Genomic DNA, 17,664 nt, shown 5'->3' with positions numbered 1-17,664 from the left:
TAAAAAGAAAGCGAGAGACACCTATGATTAATCAAGTTGGACAAATTATGCTATATGTAAATAACCAAGACGAAACAGTACAATTTTGGACAGAAAAAGTAGGGTTCCAAATCATTGCGGAAGAAAATAACGGAAACGGATTCCGCTGGATTGAAATTGCACCGGCGAAAGAAACAGGAACAAGCATCGTCCTTCACGATAAAGCGTTAATCGCGAAGATGCAACCTGAATTAAACTTAGGTACTCCTTCACTTATGTTCTTCTCAAATGACTTAGACCGTCTATATAAAGATCTTTCAGAGAAAAATGTCACAGTTGGACAGGTTGTAGATTTACCTACTGGTAGAGCATTCAACTTTGCTGATAATGAAAATAATTACTTTGCAGTAATGGAACGTAAATAAAAAATAAGCTATCCGAAAAAATCGGATAGCTTATTTCATTTTAAGAAACTTGTTCTGCATTCGTTTCTTTATGCTGTATATGGCTCGTGATCCAAGCAATTCCACCGGCAACAACGAGATAACATAACAATATTAAAATTTGCATTTGTAATTGCGACCAATCTCCTAAAGAGATAACATCTTGTAATCCTCTAAGAGAATGGGACATTGGGAGAAACTGTCCAATTTTGCTAAGCACAGCTATATTTAATTCTCCTGGGAAAGTACCTCCACTCGTCGCTAATTGCAGGACAAGAAGCGTTACCGCTAAGAACTTTCCAACAAGACCAAATACTGTTACTAACATAAGAATAAATGTCATGAACGTAAAGGAAATAACAATACTTGATAAAACAAAAAGTGGCACACTGGCAACTTCTAGTTTCATAACACCTAGCACAACTACATCTACGAGTAGCGCTTGAATAAGTCCAATTAAATATACCAATCCTAATTTATTAATAAAATGTACCGTTCCGCTTACCTTCATATTTTGTCTGCGGCCAAGAGGTAAAATATTCGATGCCATAATTCCGCCAACATAAAATGCAAGTGATAAGAAATATGGTGCAATGCCTGAACCGTAGTTAGGAACGTCAGAAACTGTTGACTTCACTAACTGAACTGGCTCTGAGAACATCGTATTGCGTGCATCATCATTACGGACATCCGCTATCTTCTCTGCGCCCTCTCCCAATTTCGTAGAAAGTTCTTTCGCACCATCATCAAGTTTAACAAGTCCATTTGTTAATTTACTAGCACCGTTATTCAGCTCCGTTCCACCACTCGCAAGCTGATTTACACCTTCTTGTACTGTTGTAAATCCATTTCCCCACTTCGTAAATCCATCAGCTAAATTCGATGCACCATCTGCTACCTTTTTCGTTCCAGCAGTAGCTTCATTTAACTTAACTCCGAATGTATTCATGCCTTCTTCAATCTTATGTTGACCCTCAGTAAGCTTCTTCGCTCCTTGTGTCAATTGTTGTTGGCTATTATTTAAAGTACTTGTTGCTTTAGCTAGTCCATTAGACGTAGCAACAATTTTTTGAAAAGCGGGATCTTGCTGCACTTCTGGATGATTTTTCACGTACTCTTCTAATTGTTGTTTTACACTATTAGCTGCACCATCCGCTTTTACTTGGCCTTCAGCAAGCTTCTCACTTCCACTCACCCATTCATTTGTACCAGCACTTAATTCACTAACTCCTGATTGTAACGTTTTTTCACCTTGTGCTAATAACTCCATACCACTATGAAGTGATGTCACTCCTTGACTCAGCTCATTTGCCCCCCCGGTTAAAGCAGATTGACTGGATGCAAGCTTTTCACTTCCCTCTTTCAATTTCGATGTCCCATCACTTAAACGATCAATACCATCCGCAAGCTGATTCGCTCCATTTTTTGCATCGGTCGTTCCTTCATGTAACTTCTCAGCCCCATTACTTGCATCACTCAATCCTTGTGCCAAATCTTGAAACTTTGAAAAGACACCCTCTGTATAAGATTTCGTAATACTATTTGAGATTTTTGTTTTCATATTTTCAACAGCTGTCGTTCCAATTTGAGCTGCTACAAAGTTTTTACCTGGATTTACTTTGTACTGTAACTTTGCTGGCTCTGGTTTCTCATCCATAAGTGTACTTACCTTTTTAGAGAAATTCTCTGGAATCGTAACAACCATATAATATTTATCTTCTTTTAACCCTTCATCAGCATTTTTTTCTGATACGAAATGAAAAGCCAGTTCCTTATTCTCTTTTAAATTTTTAACAAAATCGTCTCCTGCATGAATTGTTTTTTCATCCATCACAGCACCCTTATCTAAATTCACAACTGCAACAGGTAATTTATCTAATTTTCCGTACGGATCCCAATATCCAGCCAAGAAGAATCCTGAATAAATTAACGGAACGATTAATAAAAAAATTAAAGCGATACGTCCATGTTTATGGTGCCACATCGCTTTCCAATCTTTAAATATAAGTTGAATTCCTTTCATGAAACATACTCCTTCTCCTAATTTCACACCATTACAATGGTTTAACAGATTTACTATACACGTCACTTTCCATACTGTATAATACATCTTTAATTATCAATTCATTCCTTTTGGTCTATAGAAAGGAGATTCGAAATGGAACTGCTCCAGTTAAAATACTTTCAGACAGTTGCACGACTAGAACATATGACAAAGGCAGCTGAAGAATTGCATATCGCGCAACCTTCACTCAGCAAAACAATCGCTAGACTCGAAAAGGATTTAGGCGTCCCTTTATTTGATCGCCAAGGCCGACAGATTACTTTAAATTCTTTCGGAAAAGTATTTTTAAAACGGGTAGAATGTATTTTTCATGAATTAAGTGAAGGGGAACGAGAAATTAAAGATTTAGCCGAATTACAACAAGGCTCTATTACAATGGCCGTTTCTATTCCAAGAATATTACCAGAACTACTAGGTTCTTTTTTACGAGAACATCCTAATGTTCGATTCCAGCAATTTCTTGCGTCTACTCCTTCTATGAAACGACAACTGGAAAATATGGAAATTGACTTTTGTCTTTCCTCTGTACCAGTTGAAGGAGAAGAAATTGTTTGGGAACCACTTATTACAGAAGAAATTTTCTTAGTCGTTCCTTCAGGCCATCGGTTATCAAACCGCGAAAGTATCCACCTGCATGAAGTAAAAGACGAACCGTTTATTAGTATGAATACTGGCTATGGATTTCGGCACTTAACGGATGAATTTTGTAAAGAAGCTGGTTTCACTCCGCATATTGCTTTTGAAGTAGATGAACCGACAGTGATTAGCGACCTCATTAAGCAAGGTCTCGGCATCGCTTTTGTTCCAAATTTAACTTTATTAAAAAACTCTACTTTAGCAGCAAACAAGTTGCGTATTATTGAACCCGCTTGTAAGCGAACCATCGGATTAAGTTGGTCAAAAAAGCGATACTTATCAAAAACAGCTCAGCAATTCCGTGAATTCGTGATTGACTACTTCTCTAATATTAGGACGCAAAATTATATCAACCAATAAAAGGTGCCACCCTCATATGGTGGCACCTTTTATTGGTCACTCTTTTTTAATTCCATTTCAGCTAAAAGTGGTAGTACATTATCAAAAATATGCGTATTATTATTTTCACCTGTTACATATCCACCATAATATCTACTAAATACGTTGTCATTTCGGAATGTGGACATATGATCATACAATTCCTTCGCAAACTTTGTATCACCTGTTTGTAGTACGTACAAAATCGTTAGTCCATACGCGGCTGGCGATTCATAATTCACAGTTTGTTTTCCCGTTTCTAAATTGTAACGACCGTATAGCTTTCCATCCTCCTGGAATCTCTTCTTTATAAATTCCAAATAAGCAGCTGATGAAAGACCACCTAAACTTCGATGATATGCAACGTATGATTGGTCAATAAGATTCACTTCTTTATCGTACTTAAATGTACCATCTTCTTTATATTCTTTTGGGAATGCCCAGCCATGCCTTGGATAATCCGCTAAAAATTGAACAATTTCCTGATATTGCTGAGCAGAAACTTTACCGTACTTCTTCATATAAGAGAATGCACGCGGATTTATGTATGATGTTGTTACAAAATTATTTTGTTTCCCTGCATCTGCATCATAATAATCAACATAATAATTATCTTTTTTATTATAACGAAGTACAGCATCACTTAATTGATCGGCAAGGTTTTTATAACGCTCTTCCTTATACATTTCATAAGCACGATATAATTGTTCTATAATACGAAGATCATCTATAAGTGCATTTGTAGCTGACTGCCTCTCTCCCTTTTCAGAGAGTTTCCATAAAACGATATGATTCTTATATACGAAATTATCTTGAATAACCTTTACTTGCTCATCAAATAACGCCTGGTCATCTTTATCAAGTGTATATTGTAACCATAATCCCGCCGATTCTGATAAAGCTTCACGTCCCTTCGCTTCACCCGTACCTGCCTTAGTATCTACTAAACGATACGTGGCAAGCGTTCCATTTTCATTCACCATATGTCTTAAAATAAAATTTTCTGTACGGTTTCCTTGTAAAGCTGACCAAAATACAATTCCACCTAAAGCGATTAAGAAGATAACTCCAATCCCTATATATAAACGTTTCCGCAATCTTTTCACCTCCCTAGTAAGGCTAACCTTAATTTTATCAGAACATACATAAATTTAAAAAAGACAATCTATTAGATTGTCTCCCCCATTTCTATCCCCCACAAACCTCTTTAGAAGGTTTATATAGCGATTGTACAAGTCGATCATATTCACGACGTGTAATTTCTTTATTATATAGCTTCAATAATAAATCTCTATGCTCTTTTGAAAATGCCATCTTTTTAATGACTTCAGGATACATAAAACACCCTCTCCATTTCACATAAACTTCTTTTTCGAAAAACAGAACTTATGTTCGCATAAAAGATTATAAAAGATTCCTGCGCAAAAAACAAACAAAATATAAGCAACTACTTATTTCTTTCTATTCAAAATATTACAACATTATATTATTATATTCACTTTTTAAATACATATATATTTTTGGTAGTTTTTTTGAATAAATCTTCCAATTCAATCAGAAAATAATGGCAAAAAAGAAGAGGAGTTTACATATGGATACGGTAACATTAGCAAGAGCATTTTTTGGTTCTTCATTAGCATTCCACATTATCTTTGCAACACTTGGCGTTGGACTTTCATTGATGATTTTTATAAGCGAAATACTCTATCACTGGAAGAAAGACTCCGACTATGCCATTATGGCGAAAAGATGGACAAAGGCGTTTGCTATTCTTCTCGGTGTAGCAATTCCAACTGGAACAATTGTCGGTGTGCAAATCTCACTTCTTTGGCCTGGTTTTGCCAAAATTGTTGGGCAAGTTATTTCTGTTCCCTTCCAAATTGAGATTTTTGCCTTCTTTTTGGAGGCTTTATTCATGTCGATTTACGTATATGCAGCCGATAAACTTCCTCCATTTATGAGATTAATCTCGCTATTTTTCGTCATGCTTGGTGCCACGGCATCCGCCGTTCTTATTACATCAGCAAATACATGGATGAATACACCAGCAGGATTTTCAATGAATCCAGATGGATCTGTTTTTAACGTTGATCCTTGGAAAGCTTTCTTTAATCCGAGTTTTGGCACAAGTGCATTCCATGTCGTTATTACGGCTTATGCAACTGGTGCGGCTGTCATTGCTTCTATCGCTGGATTTAAATTATTGAAGAAAAATTTAAGTACACGTGAAATTGCTTATCATAAAAAGGGGCTACTATTAGGGCTTGTCGTGACATTTATTACAGGCGCTACGATGTGGCTTTCAGGGCACGAATCGGCAATCGCCCTACATAAACACTCACCTGAAAAACTTGCATCTGCTGAAGCTTTATTTGAAACGACATCACACGCACCGCTATCCATTGGCGGGATTGTGGATCCTAATACGCTTGAACTAAACTATGCACTTGAAATTCCAAACATGCTTAGCTTATTAGTGGGACTAGACCCTAGCACTGTCGTAAAAGGTCTAAATGAATTCCCACAAGAAACATGGCCACCATTTTATACACATACACTGTTCAACTTAATGGTCGGCACTGCTGCGTTTACCTTTGCAGTTGCAGCAATTGCTCTCTTATATTGGTACTTCGTTTACCGAAAAAAGGGGACAGAACTACCGAAGTGGCTACTTTGGGGGGCTGCTGCATGCGGACCAATTATGATGCTCGGTATTGAATTCGGCTGGATTTTCAGTTGTAGCGGTCGTCAACCATGGACAATTTATGGTATGCAACGTACCGTCGATGCATCTACTCGCGCTGATTTCGTCGGTCCTTTATTTGTTTTGTTCATCATTTTATATATTGGACTCGCTATTTTAACAGTCTTTGTTCTACGGACATTCTTTAGAAGACATCCATTAAAGAATGATTTACAACACCAAGGAGGCGATTCTCGTGCATGAGGAAAGCATTGCAATCATCATCTTATGGGCCCTTATTTTCGTATACAGTATATTAGGGTCCATCGATTTTGGAGCTGGTTTTTGGGGCATGGTATACGCAAAACATCCAACGCTCGCTGCCAAACTTGCCAATCGGTACTTATCACCAACTTGGGAAGTAACAAATACGTTTCTCGTTTTCGTCGTTGTCGCATTTCTCGGCTTCTTTCCGAAAGCGGCCTTTACTCTTGCAACCGTTATGTTCGTACCAGTTATGTTAATTTTAGTACTCGTTGCAGTACGTAGTACATTTATGGTATTTGCTTACTCCTTGCCAAAATATCAGTACCTTCTTCGGGTTATTTCAGGTATTACTGGTCTCTTAATTCCAGCACTATTAATTACCGTTTTACCCGTTACAGAGGGAGCGTATATTACAATGTCTGAAGGAAGAGAAGTACTCCTGTATGGAAAACTTCTTTCTAGCCCGGTTATCTATTGTTATATGCTCTTCGGACTAACGTCTGAACTATTTCTCTCCTCTCTCTTTCTTGCTGATTTTGCGAGAGAGCAAGGTTCAGAAGATGCATACAAACTTTATAGAAGGAATGCCATCATACTTGGCCCTGCAACACTTGTTACGGCGATTATCGCTCTCGTTGTAATGGATCCAGAAACACATTGGCTTATGCAAGGATTAATAAAGCAATTCCCATGGTTTACAGTTTCTATTGTTCTATTCGTTATCGGATACTCGTCCCTTTGGTGGACAAACAAGAAGTATAACACACTAGGATTCCCTCGCATTGCTGTTTTAGCTGTCGTCGCTCAATATGCATTTGCAAGCTATGCTTACGGGGTCGCGCATTTACCGTATATTATTTATCCTGACGTAACTGTATTTACAAGCTTTACAACGAAAGAAACGTTCTATGCACTGCTCATTCTATACGCAATTGGGATTGCAATTTTATTACCAGGATTTATTTTCTTCTGGAATTTATTCTTGAAGGATCGTACTTTTTTGAAGGAAAAATAATATAGCCTTGGAGTCTGTTCCAAAAGGTATTTTGGGATAGACTCCTCTTGTTATATTTTGTCGTTAAGTCGATATATTTTAAAAATTTCCGATATAAATCTCATTTCCTACCTTACTGCCCAATCGATTTATAGACTCCTATCACAATAGTTATTTCACTACTAGTGACACTTGTCCTTTAGCATGAAAAACACATATTCGCTTCATCTCGTTATACGTCTAGTTCTTCTTATTTTTTGCTGAATATACTACCAATATAAACTTGAGACAAGCTACATCTGTTTAAGGGAAAATAGAAAGGTAGGCAAAATATGAGCATTGAAATATGGATTACTATTATTGTATTCTTCTTAACAATGATTGTTATCTTTTGGCGGCCTCGAGGTTTAAATGAGGCGTGGCCAGCAGCAATCGGTGCTGGCATTATCCTAATTACTGGACTTGTGTCAAAACCAGACGTCATAGATATTGTTAGTAAAATAGGAGGAGCCTCCATAACAATATTAGCGACTATTGTTATGGCAGTTATATTAGAAAGCTTCGGTTTCTTCCATTGGTCCGCAGCGAAACTAGCAAATTTAGCAAAAGGGTCCGGTCACCGTTTATACTGGTATATTCAATTACTATGTTTTCTTATGACTCTTTTATTTAATAACGACGGCAGTATTTTAATTACAACTCCAATTTTAATTCTTCTTCTAAAAAACCTTCAATTAAAACCACATCAACAAATTCCTTATTTATTAAGTGGCGCTTTAATCGCTACTGCGTCTAGTGCACCAATTGGTGTAAGTAATATCGTAAACTTAATTGCATTAAATATCGTTAATATGACTCTTTATATGCATACTGCTATGATGTTTGTACCTGCAACATTAGGCTTATTATTTATGTCATGGCTCATGTATACAGTTTTGAAGAAAAAACTTCCGAAAAAATTACCTGTTTCTTCATATGATATTGAAGAAATTTTTTTCACGAAAAACTTCCATCCACTAAAAGGAAATAATTCTGTTGATACGAAACAAAAACGGACAAGATTCATGTTAAAAGTATTAGGTTTTGTCTTCCTTATGCGCTGTCTTCTATTCGTTGCATCCTTCTTATCCATACCAATTGAAATCGTTGCGGTACTCGGTTCACTCGTTCTTCTCATTTGGAGATGGTACTACTTACGAACAAATCCTGTCGACATTTTGAAAAAGACACCGTGGCACATTTTAATTTTCGCCTTCTCTATGTACGTCATTATTTACGGACTCCACAACGCAGGATTAACAGCTGCACTTGTACAATGGCTCGAGCCAGTTGTGAATCAGCATCTACTCTATGCTAGCTTTGCGATGGGCGGACTTGTATCCATCCTCTCTAACGTCTTCAATAACCATCCTGCCCTTATGATTGGTACGATCACATTAACAGAAATGGGACTAGATCCAGTCACATTAAAAACAATCTATCTCGCAAACATCATTGGTAGTGACATCGGTTCACTATTACTACCAATTGGTACGCTAGCTTCACTCATTTGGATGTATATTCTGAAACAAAACAAAATTAAAGTAAAATGGAAAGACTATTTAAGTGTATCCCTTATCGTTATCCCGCTCACAACAGTCGTCACACTATTCCTCTTATTCTACTGGGTACACCTCTTCTTTGCCTTATAAAGTGAAACTTTAATCAGTGGGGGTTTTGTTCATCCCCCACTGATTATTAGCCCTAACCAATCGGGCTTTTACGGGCAGCCCGACCCCCACCTAACTTCTTTGCTTCCGCTGAATTTTGAGGTGGGGGTCTTACTGCCCACAAATAGCGGGATAAACAACAGAATCCCCATTTGCTACCGTCTTAGCAAATGGGGATTCTTCTATAATAAAGTTAGGTACTACAGTGTGATCAATCAAGTAAAGAGGTGTAACGTGTTATTGATATAAATGACTACCAGCTTCTTTAAATTCTTCTGCTTTCTCTTTCATTCCTTTTTCAATTGCTTCTGTCGTTTCTAAATCATTTTCTTTTGCATATTCACGAATATCATGTGAAATTCTCATACTACAAAACTTCGGTCCACACATTGAACAGAAGTGAGCTGTCTTTGCCCCTTCTGCAGGCAACGTTTCATCGTGATATTCCATCGCACGTTCAGGATCTAAAGATAGATTAAATTGATCGCGCCAACGGAATTCGAAGCGTGCTTTTGAAAGTGCATCATCACGCTGATGAGCCGTTTTATGTCCTTTCGCAAGATCAGCCGCATGCGCTGCAATTTTGTACGTAATAACACCCGTGCGTACATCATCTTTATTCGGTAAACCTAAATGTTCTTTCGGCGTTACATAACAAAGCATCGCCGTTCCAAACCAACCGATCATCGCAGCTCCAATCGCCGATGTAATATGGTCATAACCTGGTGCAATATCTGTCGTTAGTGGCCCAAGTGTGTAAAACGGCGCGCCCTGACAAATATCAAGCTCTTTCTCCATATTCTCTTTAATTAAGTGCATCGGTACGTGTCCAGGTCCTTCGATCATAACTTGCACATCATGTTTCCAAGCAATTTTGGTTAATTCACCAAGTGTTTCAAGCTCAGAAAACTGTGCTTCATCATTTGCATCTGCAATAGACCCTGGACGTAATCCATCTCCAAGAGAGAACGAAACATCGTACTGTTTCATAATTTCACAAATCTCTTCAAAATGAGTATATAGGAAGTTTTCTTTATGATGGAATAAACACCACTGCGCCATAATCGAACCACCGCGTGAAACGATACCTGTCGTACGCTTTGCCGTGATTGGAATGTAACGAAGCAATACACCAGCGTGAATCGTAAAGTAATCAACGCCTTGCTCCGCCTGCTCAATTAACGTATCACGATATACTTCCCACGTTAAATCTTCTGCAATTCCGTTTACTTTTTCCAGCGCTTGATAGATTGGTACAGTTCCAACTGGTACAGGCGCGTTACGAATAATCCACTCACGCGTCGTATGAATATTTTTACCTGTAGATAAATCCATAATCGTATCTGCACCCCAGCGAGTAGCCCACGTCATCTTCTCTACTTCTTCTGCAATAGAAGAAGATACAGCAGAGTTTCCGATATTTGCATTGACCTTCACATGGAAGTTACGCCCGATAATCATCGGTTCAGCTTCTGGATGATTAATATTCGCTGGTAAAATAGCACGGCCTTCTGCGATTTCCTTACGAACAAACTCCGGCTCTACCCCTTCACGAATCGCAACGTATTCCATCTCAGACGTAATAATGCCATTACGCGCATAGTGCATTTGCGTAACATTTGCACCTTGCTTTGCTCTAAGCGGCTTACGATCCATTTGCGGGAAAACAGGTGTATGTTTCGAAGCCACTTTCACACCGTCATCCTCTGGTTTTACTTCACGCCCTTCGTATGCTTCTACATCACCACGCCCCATAATCCAGGAGTGGCGCGGCGTTGGAATGCCTTTTTCCAGCTCGACCTTATACGCAGGATCTGTATAAGGACCGCTCGTATCATACACACGGATTGGTGGATTTGGGACGCCATTCGTTTCGCTTTGTTCAATCTCACGCATCGGCACTTTCATACCTTCTCGTGGTCCATCCACATATACTTTCTTACTCCCTGGTAAACTCGATTTCAATTCAATTTGCTCAGCTGAAACAGATTGTTTCATAAATTTTGTTGCCTCCCTGTTCGTGACAAGGACAAGATATGGCCAGCGCATGCCAAAATAAAAAGAGCCAGGTCCATAAAAAAATAAGGACCTGGCTCATAAAGACATCATTATGTAAAGCCGTTAACTTCCCTACGCTGGTACGAGCCAGATCAGGTCCAAAGGGTTAAGAAGTTCACGCGCTTCTCTCTCAGCCTACGCATACGTTAGGCACCCCTAGTTTATCACTGATTTAATTTTCAATACTTTCCCATCATACACTATAATCTGAAAAATTCAAAGTTTATTTCTTTTGTTTTTTATGGAATCATCCACGTTAAATAATATGCCTGTACATACGTCATAATACCAACAATAATTACGAAGAATAAACTATGCTTCACTGTAAAACGGAACAAATCCGATTCTTTTCCAGCAAGACCAACTGCTGCACAAGCGATGGCAATCGACTGCGGGGAAATCATTTTACCTGTTACACCGCCTGTTGTATTTGCTGCAACGAGAAGCACTTCAGATACGCCGACTTGCTGCGCTGTAATGGCTTGTAAATTTGAGAACAGTGCATTCGCAGACGTATCAGACCCTGTTAGGAATACGCCAATCCAGCCTAAGAATGGTGAGAAGAACGGGAATAGTCCGCCTGTTCCAGCTAATGCTAACGCTAACGTAGAAGATAGGCCAGAATAGTTTGCGATAAATGCAAACCCTAGTACAAATCCGATAGATAGAATTGGCATTTTTAATTCGTTTAACGTTTCTTTAAATGTCACTACTGCATCTTTTACATTCATTTTCAAAATAAACATGGAAATGATACAAGCAATTAAAATCGCTGTTCCAGTTGCCGATAATACATCAAACTTTAGAATTGCCTCGTAAGGCGTTGGTTTATTTACAATTGGCTCTGCTTTCATTACTAGATTATGCAGACCTGGAATTTCAAACTTAAATACAAGACTTTCTAAAGCCCCTCCTGGAGCAAATAATGCCTTAAAGAAATTTTGGCTCCAAATGACTACCATAACCGTTAATACGATAAATGGGGACCATGCCTTCACTACTTTTCCAAACGTTAATTTCGGCATCGATGCTGCTGTCGTTGTTGCTGCTACCTCATTATTTGCTTGCCCGGATTGATAAATTTCTTTCGGCTGCCAAACTTTTAAGAACAGTGCTAAACTCACTAAACTTACAAGTGCTGACGTAATATCCGGAAGTTCCGGTCCTAAGAACGTCGCTGTAATGAACTGCGTAATCGCAAATGAACTACCTGCTACAAGTAACGCAGGCCACGTTTGTCTTACCCCTTTAAATCCATCCATTAAAAATACGATAAAGAATGGAACAAATAATGATAGGAACGGTAATTGATGCCCAGCCATTTGTCCAATTTTATGTGGATCAATACCTGTTACTTGTCCAGCAACTGTAATCGGAATTCCCATCGCTCCGAACGCCACTGGTGCAGTATTTGCAATTAAACAAAGACCTGCTGCGTATAAAGGATTTAACCCAAGACCAGCAAGAAGCGCTGCTGTAATCGCTACTGGCGCTCCAAACCCTGCCGCTCCTTCTAAAAATGCTCCGAATGAAAATCCAATTAAAATAACGAGTAAACGATGATCGTTCGTAATCGATAATACCGATGCACGAATCACATCGAATTGACCTGTTTTTACAGAAATTTTATATAAAAATACCGACATAATGATAATCCAAGCAATTGGCCATAACCCGTACAAAAAACCGTACCCGGTTGCTGCCATTGCCATCGTGAACGGCATTTTATAAGCGAATAATGCTACTAAAACTGTAAGTACAACTGTAATAAATCCTGCCACATACCCCTTCATGCGAAAAACCGCTAAAGCTAAGAAAAAAAAGATAATCGGAATAAGTGCTACTGCTGCTGAAATCCAAATATTACCGAACGGATCATAAACTTGTGTCCATGTGTTCATTGTCCTCTCCCCCTAAAGAATCCCCTTTTAAATAAATACAATCTTATCAATAGACTATCAGGTCATCATACCTTTAAGCCTAAAAATAAAAAACGTTTAAGAAAACGTTTTCAACAACTTCCATTTATACTGTACCATAACAATTTCCATTAAAAAAGATTTTTTTGAAAATTTTATCATTTAACAAAAAAATCTTACAAAATCGTCATGTTCTTGTAATGTTCATCGATAGAAAGTTTAACTAAATTATTGCATAATAATAGTATAACAACAGACATTATTCATGAGGTGATATATATGAACGGAAATAAAATATTAGCTGCGTTATCATACTTTAGTGTACTATTTGCCCCTATCTTATTCCCTATTATCGTTTGGATTGTAGGAGACGCTGAAACAAAGCCACACGCAAAACGTGCTCTATGGACACACATCATTCCAAGTATCGCTACATTTATCGGCTTAACCATTTTAGGAATTATGGGCATAGGATCTGACCAACCAGATGTAACACTTGGAATTGGAGCAATGATTGTCTTAGCTATTTGCGGAATCATCAGCTTATACTACTTCATCTGGAACATTGTAAAAGGAATTAAAGTACTGAAAGCTTAATTTTAAACAAACGTTTGTTTAAAAAAGGACCCTTGCAAATTGCAAGGGTCCTTTTCCCGATTAGTTACTTTATCTTCTGCGTTTCTTCTTTTTTCTCATCATTTTCTTTCGGCGCGTATTCACCTTATCCGCTATAATGTGGAGCGTACTTGCCACAACAATTCCCATTAAGAACGTTACAATTTCAACCTCATGTTTCTTCGCAATTTCTATTAAATTACCATCCAGTGCGATTACATTTAATAGGAATAAAAATGGAGAAAAGACGATTAACATGTACGCAATACGAATCACATCACCAAGTATAATCGTATGCGTAAAGAAAGATCGATGTGGCATTACTTTCTTATAAGGATACCAAAATATACGTAAGAAACCCCATTTGTTATAAGCATTACTGTACGTATCTAAATCTGGTGTTAAAAATGAAGTACCTACTAAAAAACCAATTGCAAAAGTTAATAAAAAATCAAAATTTGTTAATCCATACGAAAAGAGCAAAAACAAAACAACCGGAAGGGATATTAAGTTTATTTTCGTATGCGTTCTTCCTGATGGCATAATGCACTTCCTCGCTTACGTTCGTCCTGTCACCTTATGACAGATTTCACCTATTGACCTAATTTCTGATCGATAAATGTTGTGTCTATATCCGAACCAAACCATTCTGCCAACTTCACTCGTGCCTTATCTTTCACATCTTCATTGACGTATAACGACACCTGTATTAGTGCGGCCGTTAACGCCCCTAAATCATCCGTATAGCCAATTCCAGCAATGAAATCTGGAATCGCATCAATCGGTGCAATAAAATAAGCAAGTGCTCCAATTACAATAATTTTCACTCGTTTTGGAACATCGGGTCTTTGCAAAACGTAAAACAGTAATAAACTTGTATAAATGACCGACTGCCCTGCTTGCTTTGCAACATGTTTTACTTTCTTCCAAAACGCTTCAACTGAAAATTTTTGTTTCATGTAAAAGCCTCCCTATTTTTAAAAAGAAATAAGCTACAATATGTTATCAGTAAAAGTTCATGGAAATTACACAAAACCTATCAATGAACTTTCATTGTAACAAATAAACCAAAAAAGAACAAGTGTTCGTTAATTTTTACACAATTTCCTTCATATAATAGATTTCTAGATAACCCTTATCCACCTTCGTTTCTTATTTCTCAACAAAGAAATTTTCACTTCCACTTAACATTCTGCTCTATCTTTGTTATATTTTCTAGTTGACGGACATATAAACGAATGTTAAAGTTTTCTCTGGTAGTGACAACTCTTATACAAAAAATGTAAAATGTTATAGTGTTTCTCAGAAATGAATTTTGTTGTATAATACAGAAATGACGTTATGCTTATGAGCAACAAAAGAAACCAAAAGGGTATGCATAGTTATAGTCGTATATGGGTGAATATAGAACCTTTAATTATGGCCAAGAAAACTATGTATTTTTTATTTTAGCATTTTTCGCTCCAAAATCGACCAAGCCTGATAGAGAAAGGGTGGAAATGAATGAAAGAAACCTTGAAATCGCAATTTCAAAATGTGCGTTTCACTGTATTCGTAGCTTTAGCCTTATGGCTGAAAACTTACATTATTACACGCACAAGCTTTGATTTAAAACTTGAATCTTTCATGCAAGAATTCATTTTATTCCTTAGCCCATTAGCAGCATCATTACTGCTTGTTGGTCTTGCATTATTTGCAAAAGGGAAAAAACGTAACTATATAGCACTTGGAATTAACTTTGTCTTAACAATCGTTCTTGTTGGTAACGTAATGTTCTACGGATTCTACAATGACTTCGTTACTTTACCAGTACTCGGACAAACATCTAACTTCGGAAGTTTAGGTTCTAGTGTGAAAGAATTATTTAACTACAAAATTATTCTTGCATTCGCAGACATTATCGTATTCTTCGTTCTATTGAAGAAAATGAAAAACTTTGCACCTACAGAGCGTGTAGCACGCCCGATGCGTTCTCTATACTTCGTATCAACAGTTGCTATTTTCTTCGCAAACTTAGGACTTGCAGAAGCTGAACGCCCAGAACTATTAACACGTTCATTCGACCGCGTTATGCTTGTTAAAAACTTAGGATTATATGTACACCAAGTATACGATCTTGGATTACAAGCGAAATCAAGTTCACAAAAAGCATTCGCTGACGGTAGTAAATTACAAGAAACAGAAAACTACGTGAAAACAACACAAAGTAAACCAGATCCAAATATGTTCGGTACTGCAAAAGGGAAAAACGTAATTGTTGTCTCTCTTGAGTCATTACAAACATTCTTAATTGGCGCAACAGTTAACGGACAAGAAGTTACACCGTTCTTAAACCAATTTACGAAAGAAAGTTATTACTTTGATAACTTCTTCCATCAAACTGGGCAAGGTAAAACATCTGATGCTGAATTCCTAGTAGATACTTCTTTATATCCACTAGACCGCGGTGCTGTATTCTTCACACACGGTAACAATGAATATACAGCAACTCCAGAAATTTTACGTCAGCAAGGGTATCACACGTCGGTATTCCACGCAAACAACGCAACATTCTGGAACCGTAACATTATGTATCCAGCACTTGGTTATGATCGTTACTACAACGAGCTTGATTACAAGATTACGCCGGAAACAAAATTAAACTGGGGATTAAAAGATATCGAATACTTCGATCAATCTATTGATATGTTGAAAGAAGTGAAGCAACCATTCTATACTCGCTTCCTTACTTTAACGAATCATTACCCATTCACTTACGATGACAGTACAAAATTAATCGACGAATATAATTCTGGTGATGGAGTATTTGACCGTTACATGGTAACTGCTCGTTACTTAGACGAAGCAATGAAACACTTTATTGAGCGTCTAAAAGCAGAAGGTATTTACGACAACTCAGTAATCGTATTCTACGGTGATCACTACGGTATTTCTGAAAACCATAACCGTGCAATGGCACAGTTCTTAGGAAAAGAAGAAATCACTGCATTTGACCATATGAACTTACAAAAAACACCGATGTTTATTCACGTTCCAGGTCAAAAAGAAGGTAAAACAATTTCGAAACCAACTGGTGAAATTGATATTAAACCAACTATTCTAAACTTACTTGGTGTAGATTCTACAAATGACGTTCGATTCGGTCATGATGTATTCTCACCTGATAATAAAGGATTTGTTGTTCTTCGTGACGGTAGCTTCATTACAGATAAATACATGTACACAAACAGTACATTCTACGACCGTGCTACTGGCGAAGTTGTACAATTACCGAAAGAAGAATCTCAACCACTAATTGATCGTGCCCAAAATGAATTGCACATGTCTGATAAAATCATTGAAGGTGACTTACTTCGCTTCTCTGAAAGTAATAAGATCAAAACTGGTGAAGTAAAAACAGCTATTAAAGAATAAAAGAAGAGCGCTGAGTAATCTCAGCCTCTTTTTTTATTTTCTTCCATACAACTGCTTATATTCATTAACTTTAAAATTACATAACCTTTACCAAATATTCACATAGGGTTAATGAAGAATCTCTATAATAAAATATGTAAACAAGGTTCTACATATTTCTTACCTCTCATCTTTCGTAAGATCCCTTAAAGAAATGTGTAAATCTCTTGTTTCTACTTTCTTATAATTGTCTTTCAACATGTTTTGTTTCCATACACAAAGCATTCAACGAGACAATGTCCCTATGAAAGATAGCTACCCTCCTTGTGCAGCATTCCATAAGAATGTTGCTTTTTTTTATTTAAAAGCAGGATTCTCATTTCTTATTTTCGAATTTGTATATACAAAATGCTGTAAAGTGAAACTTTAATCAGCCCGTTAATGCGGGGGAAATCGTCCTTACTTCTCTATGATTTACAAATACATATACGGTCATATATAGAGAATAGCTTACATAAAAATTAC

Annotated in this window: 14 protein-coding genes and 1 riboswitch; of the genes, 7 read left to right on the top strand and 7 right to left on the bottom strand. The window is 37.4% G+C overall.

The window, feature by feature from the left end; genetic code table 11:
• Positions 1-23 precede the first annotated feature (23 nt).
• On the top strand, positions 24-404 hold the full coding sequence (locus CN409_RS04260; protein WP_017763762.1) for a VOC family protein: 381 nt from the start codon (positions 24-26) through the stop codon (positions 402-404).
• Between the two features lie 40 nt (positions 405-444).
• Here CN409_RS04260 and CN409_RS04255 read toward each other — a convergent pair whose 3' ends face one another.
• Positions 445-2,445: a YhgE/Pip domain-containing protein gene (locus CN409_RS04255; protein ID WP_000676322.1), complete on the bottom strand. Its 2,001-nt coding sequence runs from the start codon at positions 2,443-2,445 to the stop codon at positions 445-447.
• A 135-nt stretch (positions 2,446-2,580) separates the two neighbouring features.
• Between CN409_RS04255 and CN409_RS04250 the strand changes: the two genes are divergently transcribed.
• Positions 2,581-3,483 carry a LysR family transcriptional regulator gene (locus tag CN409_RS04250; protein WP_097980965.1) on the top strand — a complete coding sequence of 301 codons (903 nt, stop codon included), beginning with the start codon at positions 2,581-2,583 and terminating at the stop codon, positions 3,481-3,483.
• A 29-nt stretch (positions 3,484-3,512) separates the two neighbouring features.
• Here the strand turns inward: CN409_RS04250 and CN409_RS04245 are convergent, their stop codons facing one another.
• Together CN409_RS04245 and CN409_RS31685 are read right to left on the bottom strand one after the other, a co-directional pair.
• Positions 3,513-4,598, bottom strand: coding sequence for a hypothetical protein (locus tag CN409_RS04245; protein WP_001231674.1), 1,086 nt, complete (start codon positions 4,596-4,598; stop codon positions 3,513-3,515).
• A gap of 91 nt (positions 4,599-4,689) precedes the next feature.
• Positions 4,690-4,839, bottom strand: coding sequence for a hypothetical protein (locus CN409_RS31685; protein WP_000283180.1), 150 nt, complete (start codon positions 4,837-4,839; stop codon positions 4,690-4,692).
• Between the two features lie 253 nt (positions 4,840-5,092).
• Here CN409_RS31685 and cydA point away from each other — a divergent pair, with 253 nt between their 5' ends.
• The 3 genes from cydA to CN409_RS04225 all read left to right on the top strand — a co-directional run bounded on the left by cydA (position 5,093) and on the right by CN409_RS04225 (position 9,136).
• Entirely contained in the window at positions 5,093-6,448 is a 1,356-nt protein-coding gene (gene cydA / locus CN409_RS04235) for a cytochrome ubiquinol oxidase subunit I (protein ID WP_000381974.1), read from the top strand.
• Positions 6,441-7,466 carry a cytochrome d ubiquinol oxidase subunit II gene (locus CN409_RS04230; protein WP_000544189.1) on the top strand — a complete coding sequence of 342 codons (1,026 nt, stop codon included), beginning with the start codon at positions 6,441-6,443 and terminating at the stop codon, positions 7,464-7,466. The genes cydA and CN409_RS04230 overlap by 8 nt, the downstream gene beginning before the upstream one ends.
• A gap of 311 nt (positions 7,467-7,777) precedes the next feature.
• Positions 7,778-9,136, top strand: coding sequence for an arsenic transporter (locus CN409_RS04225; protein ID WP_000021125.1), 1,359 nt, complete (start codon positions 7,778-7,780; stop codon positions 9,134-9,136).
• 255 nt (positions 9,137-9,391) lie between these two features.
• On the opposite strand, the gene thiC is transcribed toward CN409_RS04225, so the two are convergent.
• Complete coding sequence (thiC, locus tag CN409_RS04220) at positions 9,392-11,152, bottom strand: phosphomethylpyrimidine synthase ThiC (RefSeq protein ID WP_000814477.1); 1,761 nt, start codon at positions 11,150-11,152, stop codon at positions 9,392-9,394.
• A gap of 112 nt (positions 11,153-11,264) precedes the next feature.
• A riboswitch (TPP riboswitch) is annotated at positions 11,265-11,380 on the bottom strand.
• 71 nt (positions 11,381-11,451) lie between these two features.
• Positions 11,452-13,113 carry an L-lactate permease gene (gene lldP / locus CN409_RS04215; protein WP_001099345.1) on the bottom strand — a complete coding sequence of 554 codons (1,662 nt, stop codon included), beginning with the start codon at positions 13,111-13,113 and terminating at the stop codon, positions 11,452-11,454.
• A 297-nt stretch (positions 13,114-13,410) separates the two neighbouring features.
• On the opposite strand from lldP, the gene CN409_RS04210 reads away from it, so the two are divergent.
• The gene (locus tag CN409_RS04210; RefSeq protein ID WP_001014091.1) at positions 13,411-13,728 is read left to right on the top strand and encodes a magnetosome magnetite crystal formation protein family; all 318 of its coding nucleotides are present in this window, start codon (positions 13,411-13,413) and stop codon (positions 13,726-13,728) included.
• Positions 13,729-13,797: 69 nt separating this feature from the next.
• On the opposite strand, the gene CN409_RS04205 is transcribed toward CN409_RS04210, so the two are convergent.
• A complete protein-coding gene (locus tag CN409_RS04205; RefSeq protein WP_001139059.1) occupies positions 13,798-14,289 on the bottom strand; it encodes a metal-binding protein in 492 nt (163 codons plus the stop codon).
• 50 nt (positions 14,290-14,339) lie between these two features.
• Positions 14,340-14,705: a YkvA family protein gene (locus tag CN409_RS04200; protein ID WP_000810378.1), complete on the bottom strand. Its 366-nt coding sequence runs from the start codon at positions 14,703-14,705 to the stop codon at positions 14,340-14,342.
• A gap of 544 nt (positions 14,706-15,249) precedes the next feature.
• Here CN409_RS04200 and CN409_RS04190 point away from each other — a divergent pair.
• A complete protein-coding gene (locus tag CN409_RS04190) occupies positions 15,250-17,160 on the top strand; it encodes an LTA synthase family protein (RefSeq protein WP_097980963.1) in 1,911 nt (636 codons plus the stop codon).
• Positions 17,161-17,664: the final 504 nt, after the last annotated feature.

It is taken from the genome of Bacillus sp. AFS012607, assembly GCF_002558005.1.
Lineage (GTDB): Bacteria > Bacillota > Bacilli > Bacillales > Bacillaceae_G > Bacillus_A > Bacillus_A thuringiensis_S.
This window is presented reverse-complemented; position numbering and strand designations above follow the sequence as displayed.

Bases quoted from the DNA above. Each gene is read 5' to 3' on its own strand.
- CN409_RS04260 (WP_017763762.1), top strand. From the start codon at position 24: ATGATTAATCAAGTTGGACAAATTATGCTATATGTAAATAACCAAGAC.
- CN409_RS04255 (WP_000676322.1), bottom strand. From the start codon at position 2,445: ATGAAAGGAATTCAACTTATATTTAAAGATTGGAAAGCGATGTGGCAC.
- CN409_RS04250 (WP_097980965.1), top strand. From the start codon at position 2,581: ATGGAACTGCTCCAGTTAAAATACTTTCAGACAGTTGCACGACTAGAA.
- CN409_RS31685 (WP_000283180.1), bottom strand. From the start codon at position 4,839: ATGTATCCTGAAGTCATTAAAAAGATGGCATTTTCAAAAGAGCATAGA.
- cydA (WP_000381974.1), top strand. From the start codon at position 5,093: ATGGATACGGTAACATTAGCAAGAGCATTTTTTGGTTCTTCATTAGCA.
- CN409_RS04225 (WP_000021125.1), top strand. From the start codon at position 7,778: ATGAGCATTGAAATATGGATTACTATTATTGTATTCTTCTTAACAATG.
- thiC (WP_000814477.1), bottom strand. From the start codon at position 11,152: ATGAAACAATCTGTTTCAGCTGAGCAAATTGAATTGAAATCGAGTTTA.
- lldP (WP_001099345.1), bottom strand. From the start codon at position 13,113: ATGAACACATGGACACAAGTTTATGATCCGTTCGGTAATATTTGGATT.
- CN409_RS04210 (WP_001014091.1), top strand. From the start codon at position 13,411: ATGAACGGAAATAAAATATTAGCTGCGTTATCATACTTTAGTGTACTA.
- CN409_RS04205 (WP_001139059.1), bottom strand. From the start codon at position 14,289: ATGCCATCAGGAAGAACGCATACGAAAATAAACTTAATATCCCTTCCG.
- CN409_RS04200 (WP_000810378.1), bottom strand. From the start codon at position 14,705: ATGAAACAAAAATTTTCAGTTGAAGCGTTTTGGAAGAAAGTAAAACAT.
- CN409_RS04190 (WP_097980963.1), top strand. From the start codon at position 15,250: ATGAAAGAAACCTTGAAATCGCAATTTCAAAATGTGCGTTTCACTGTA.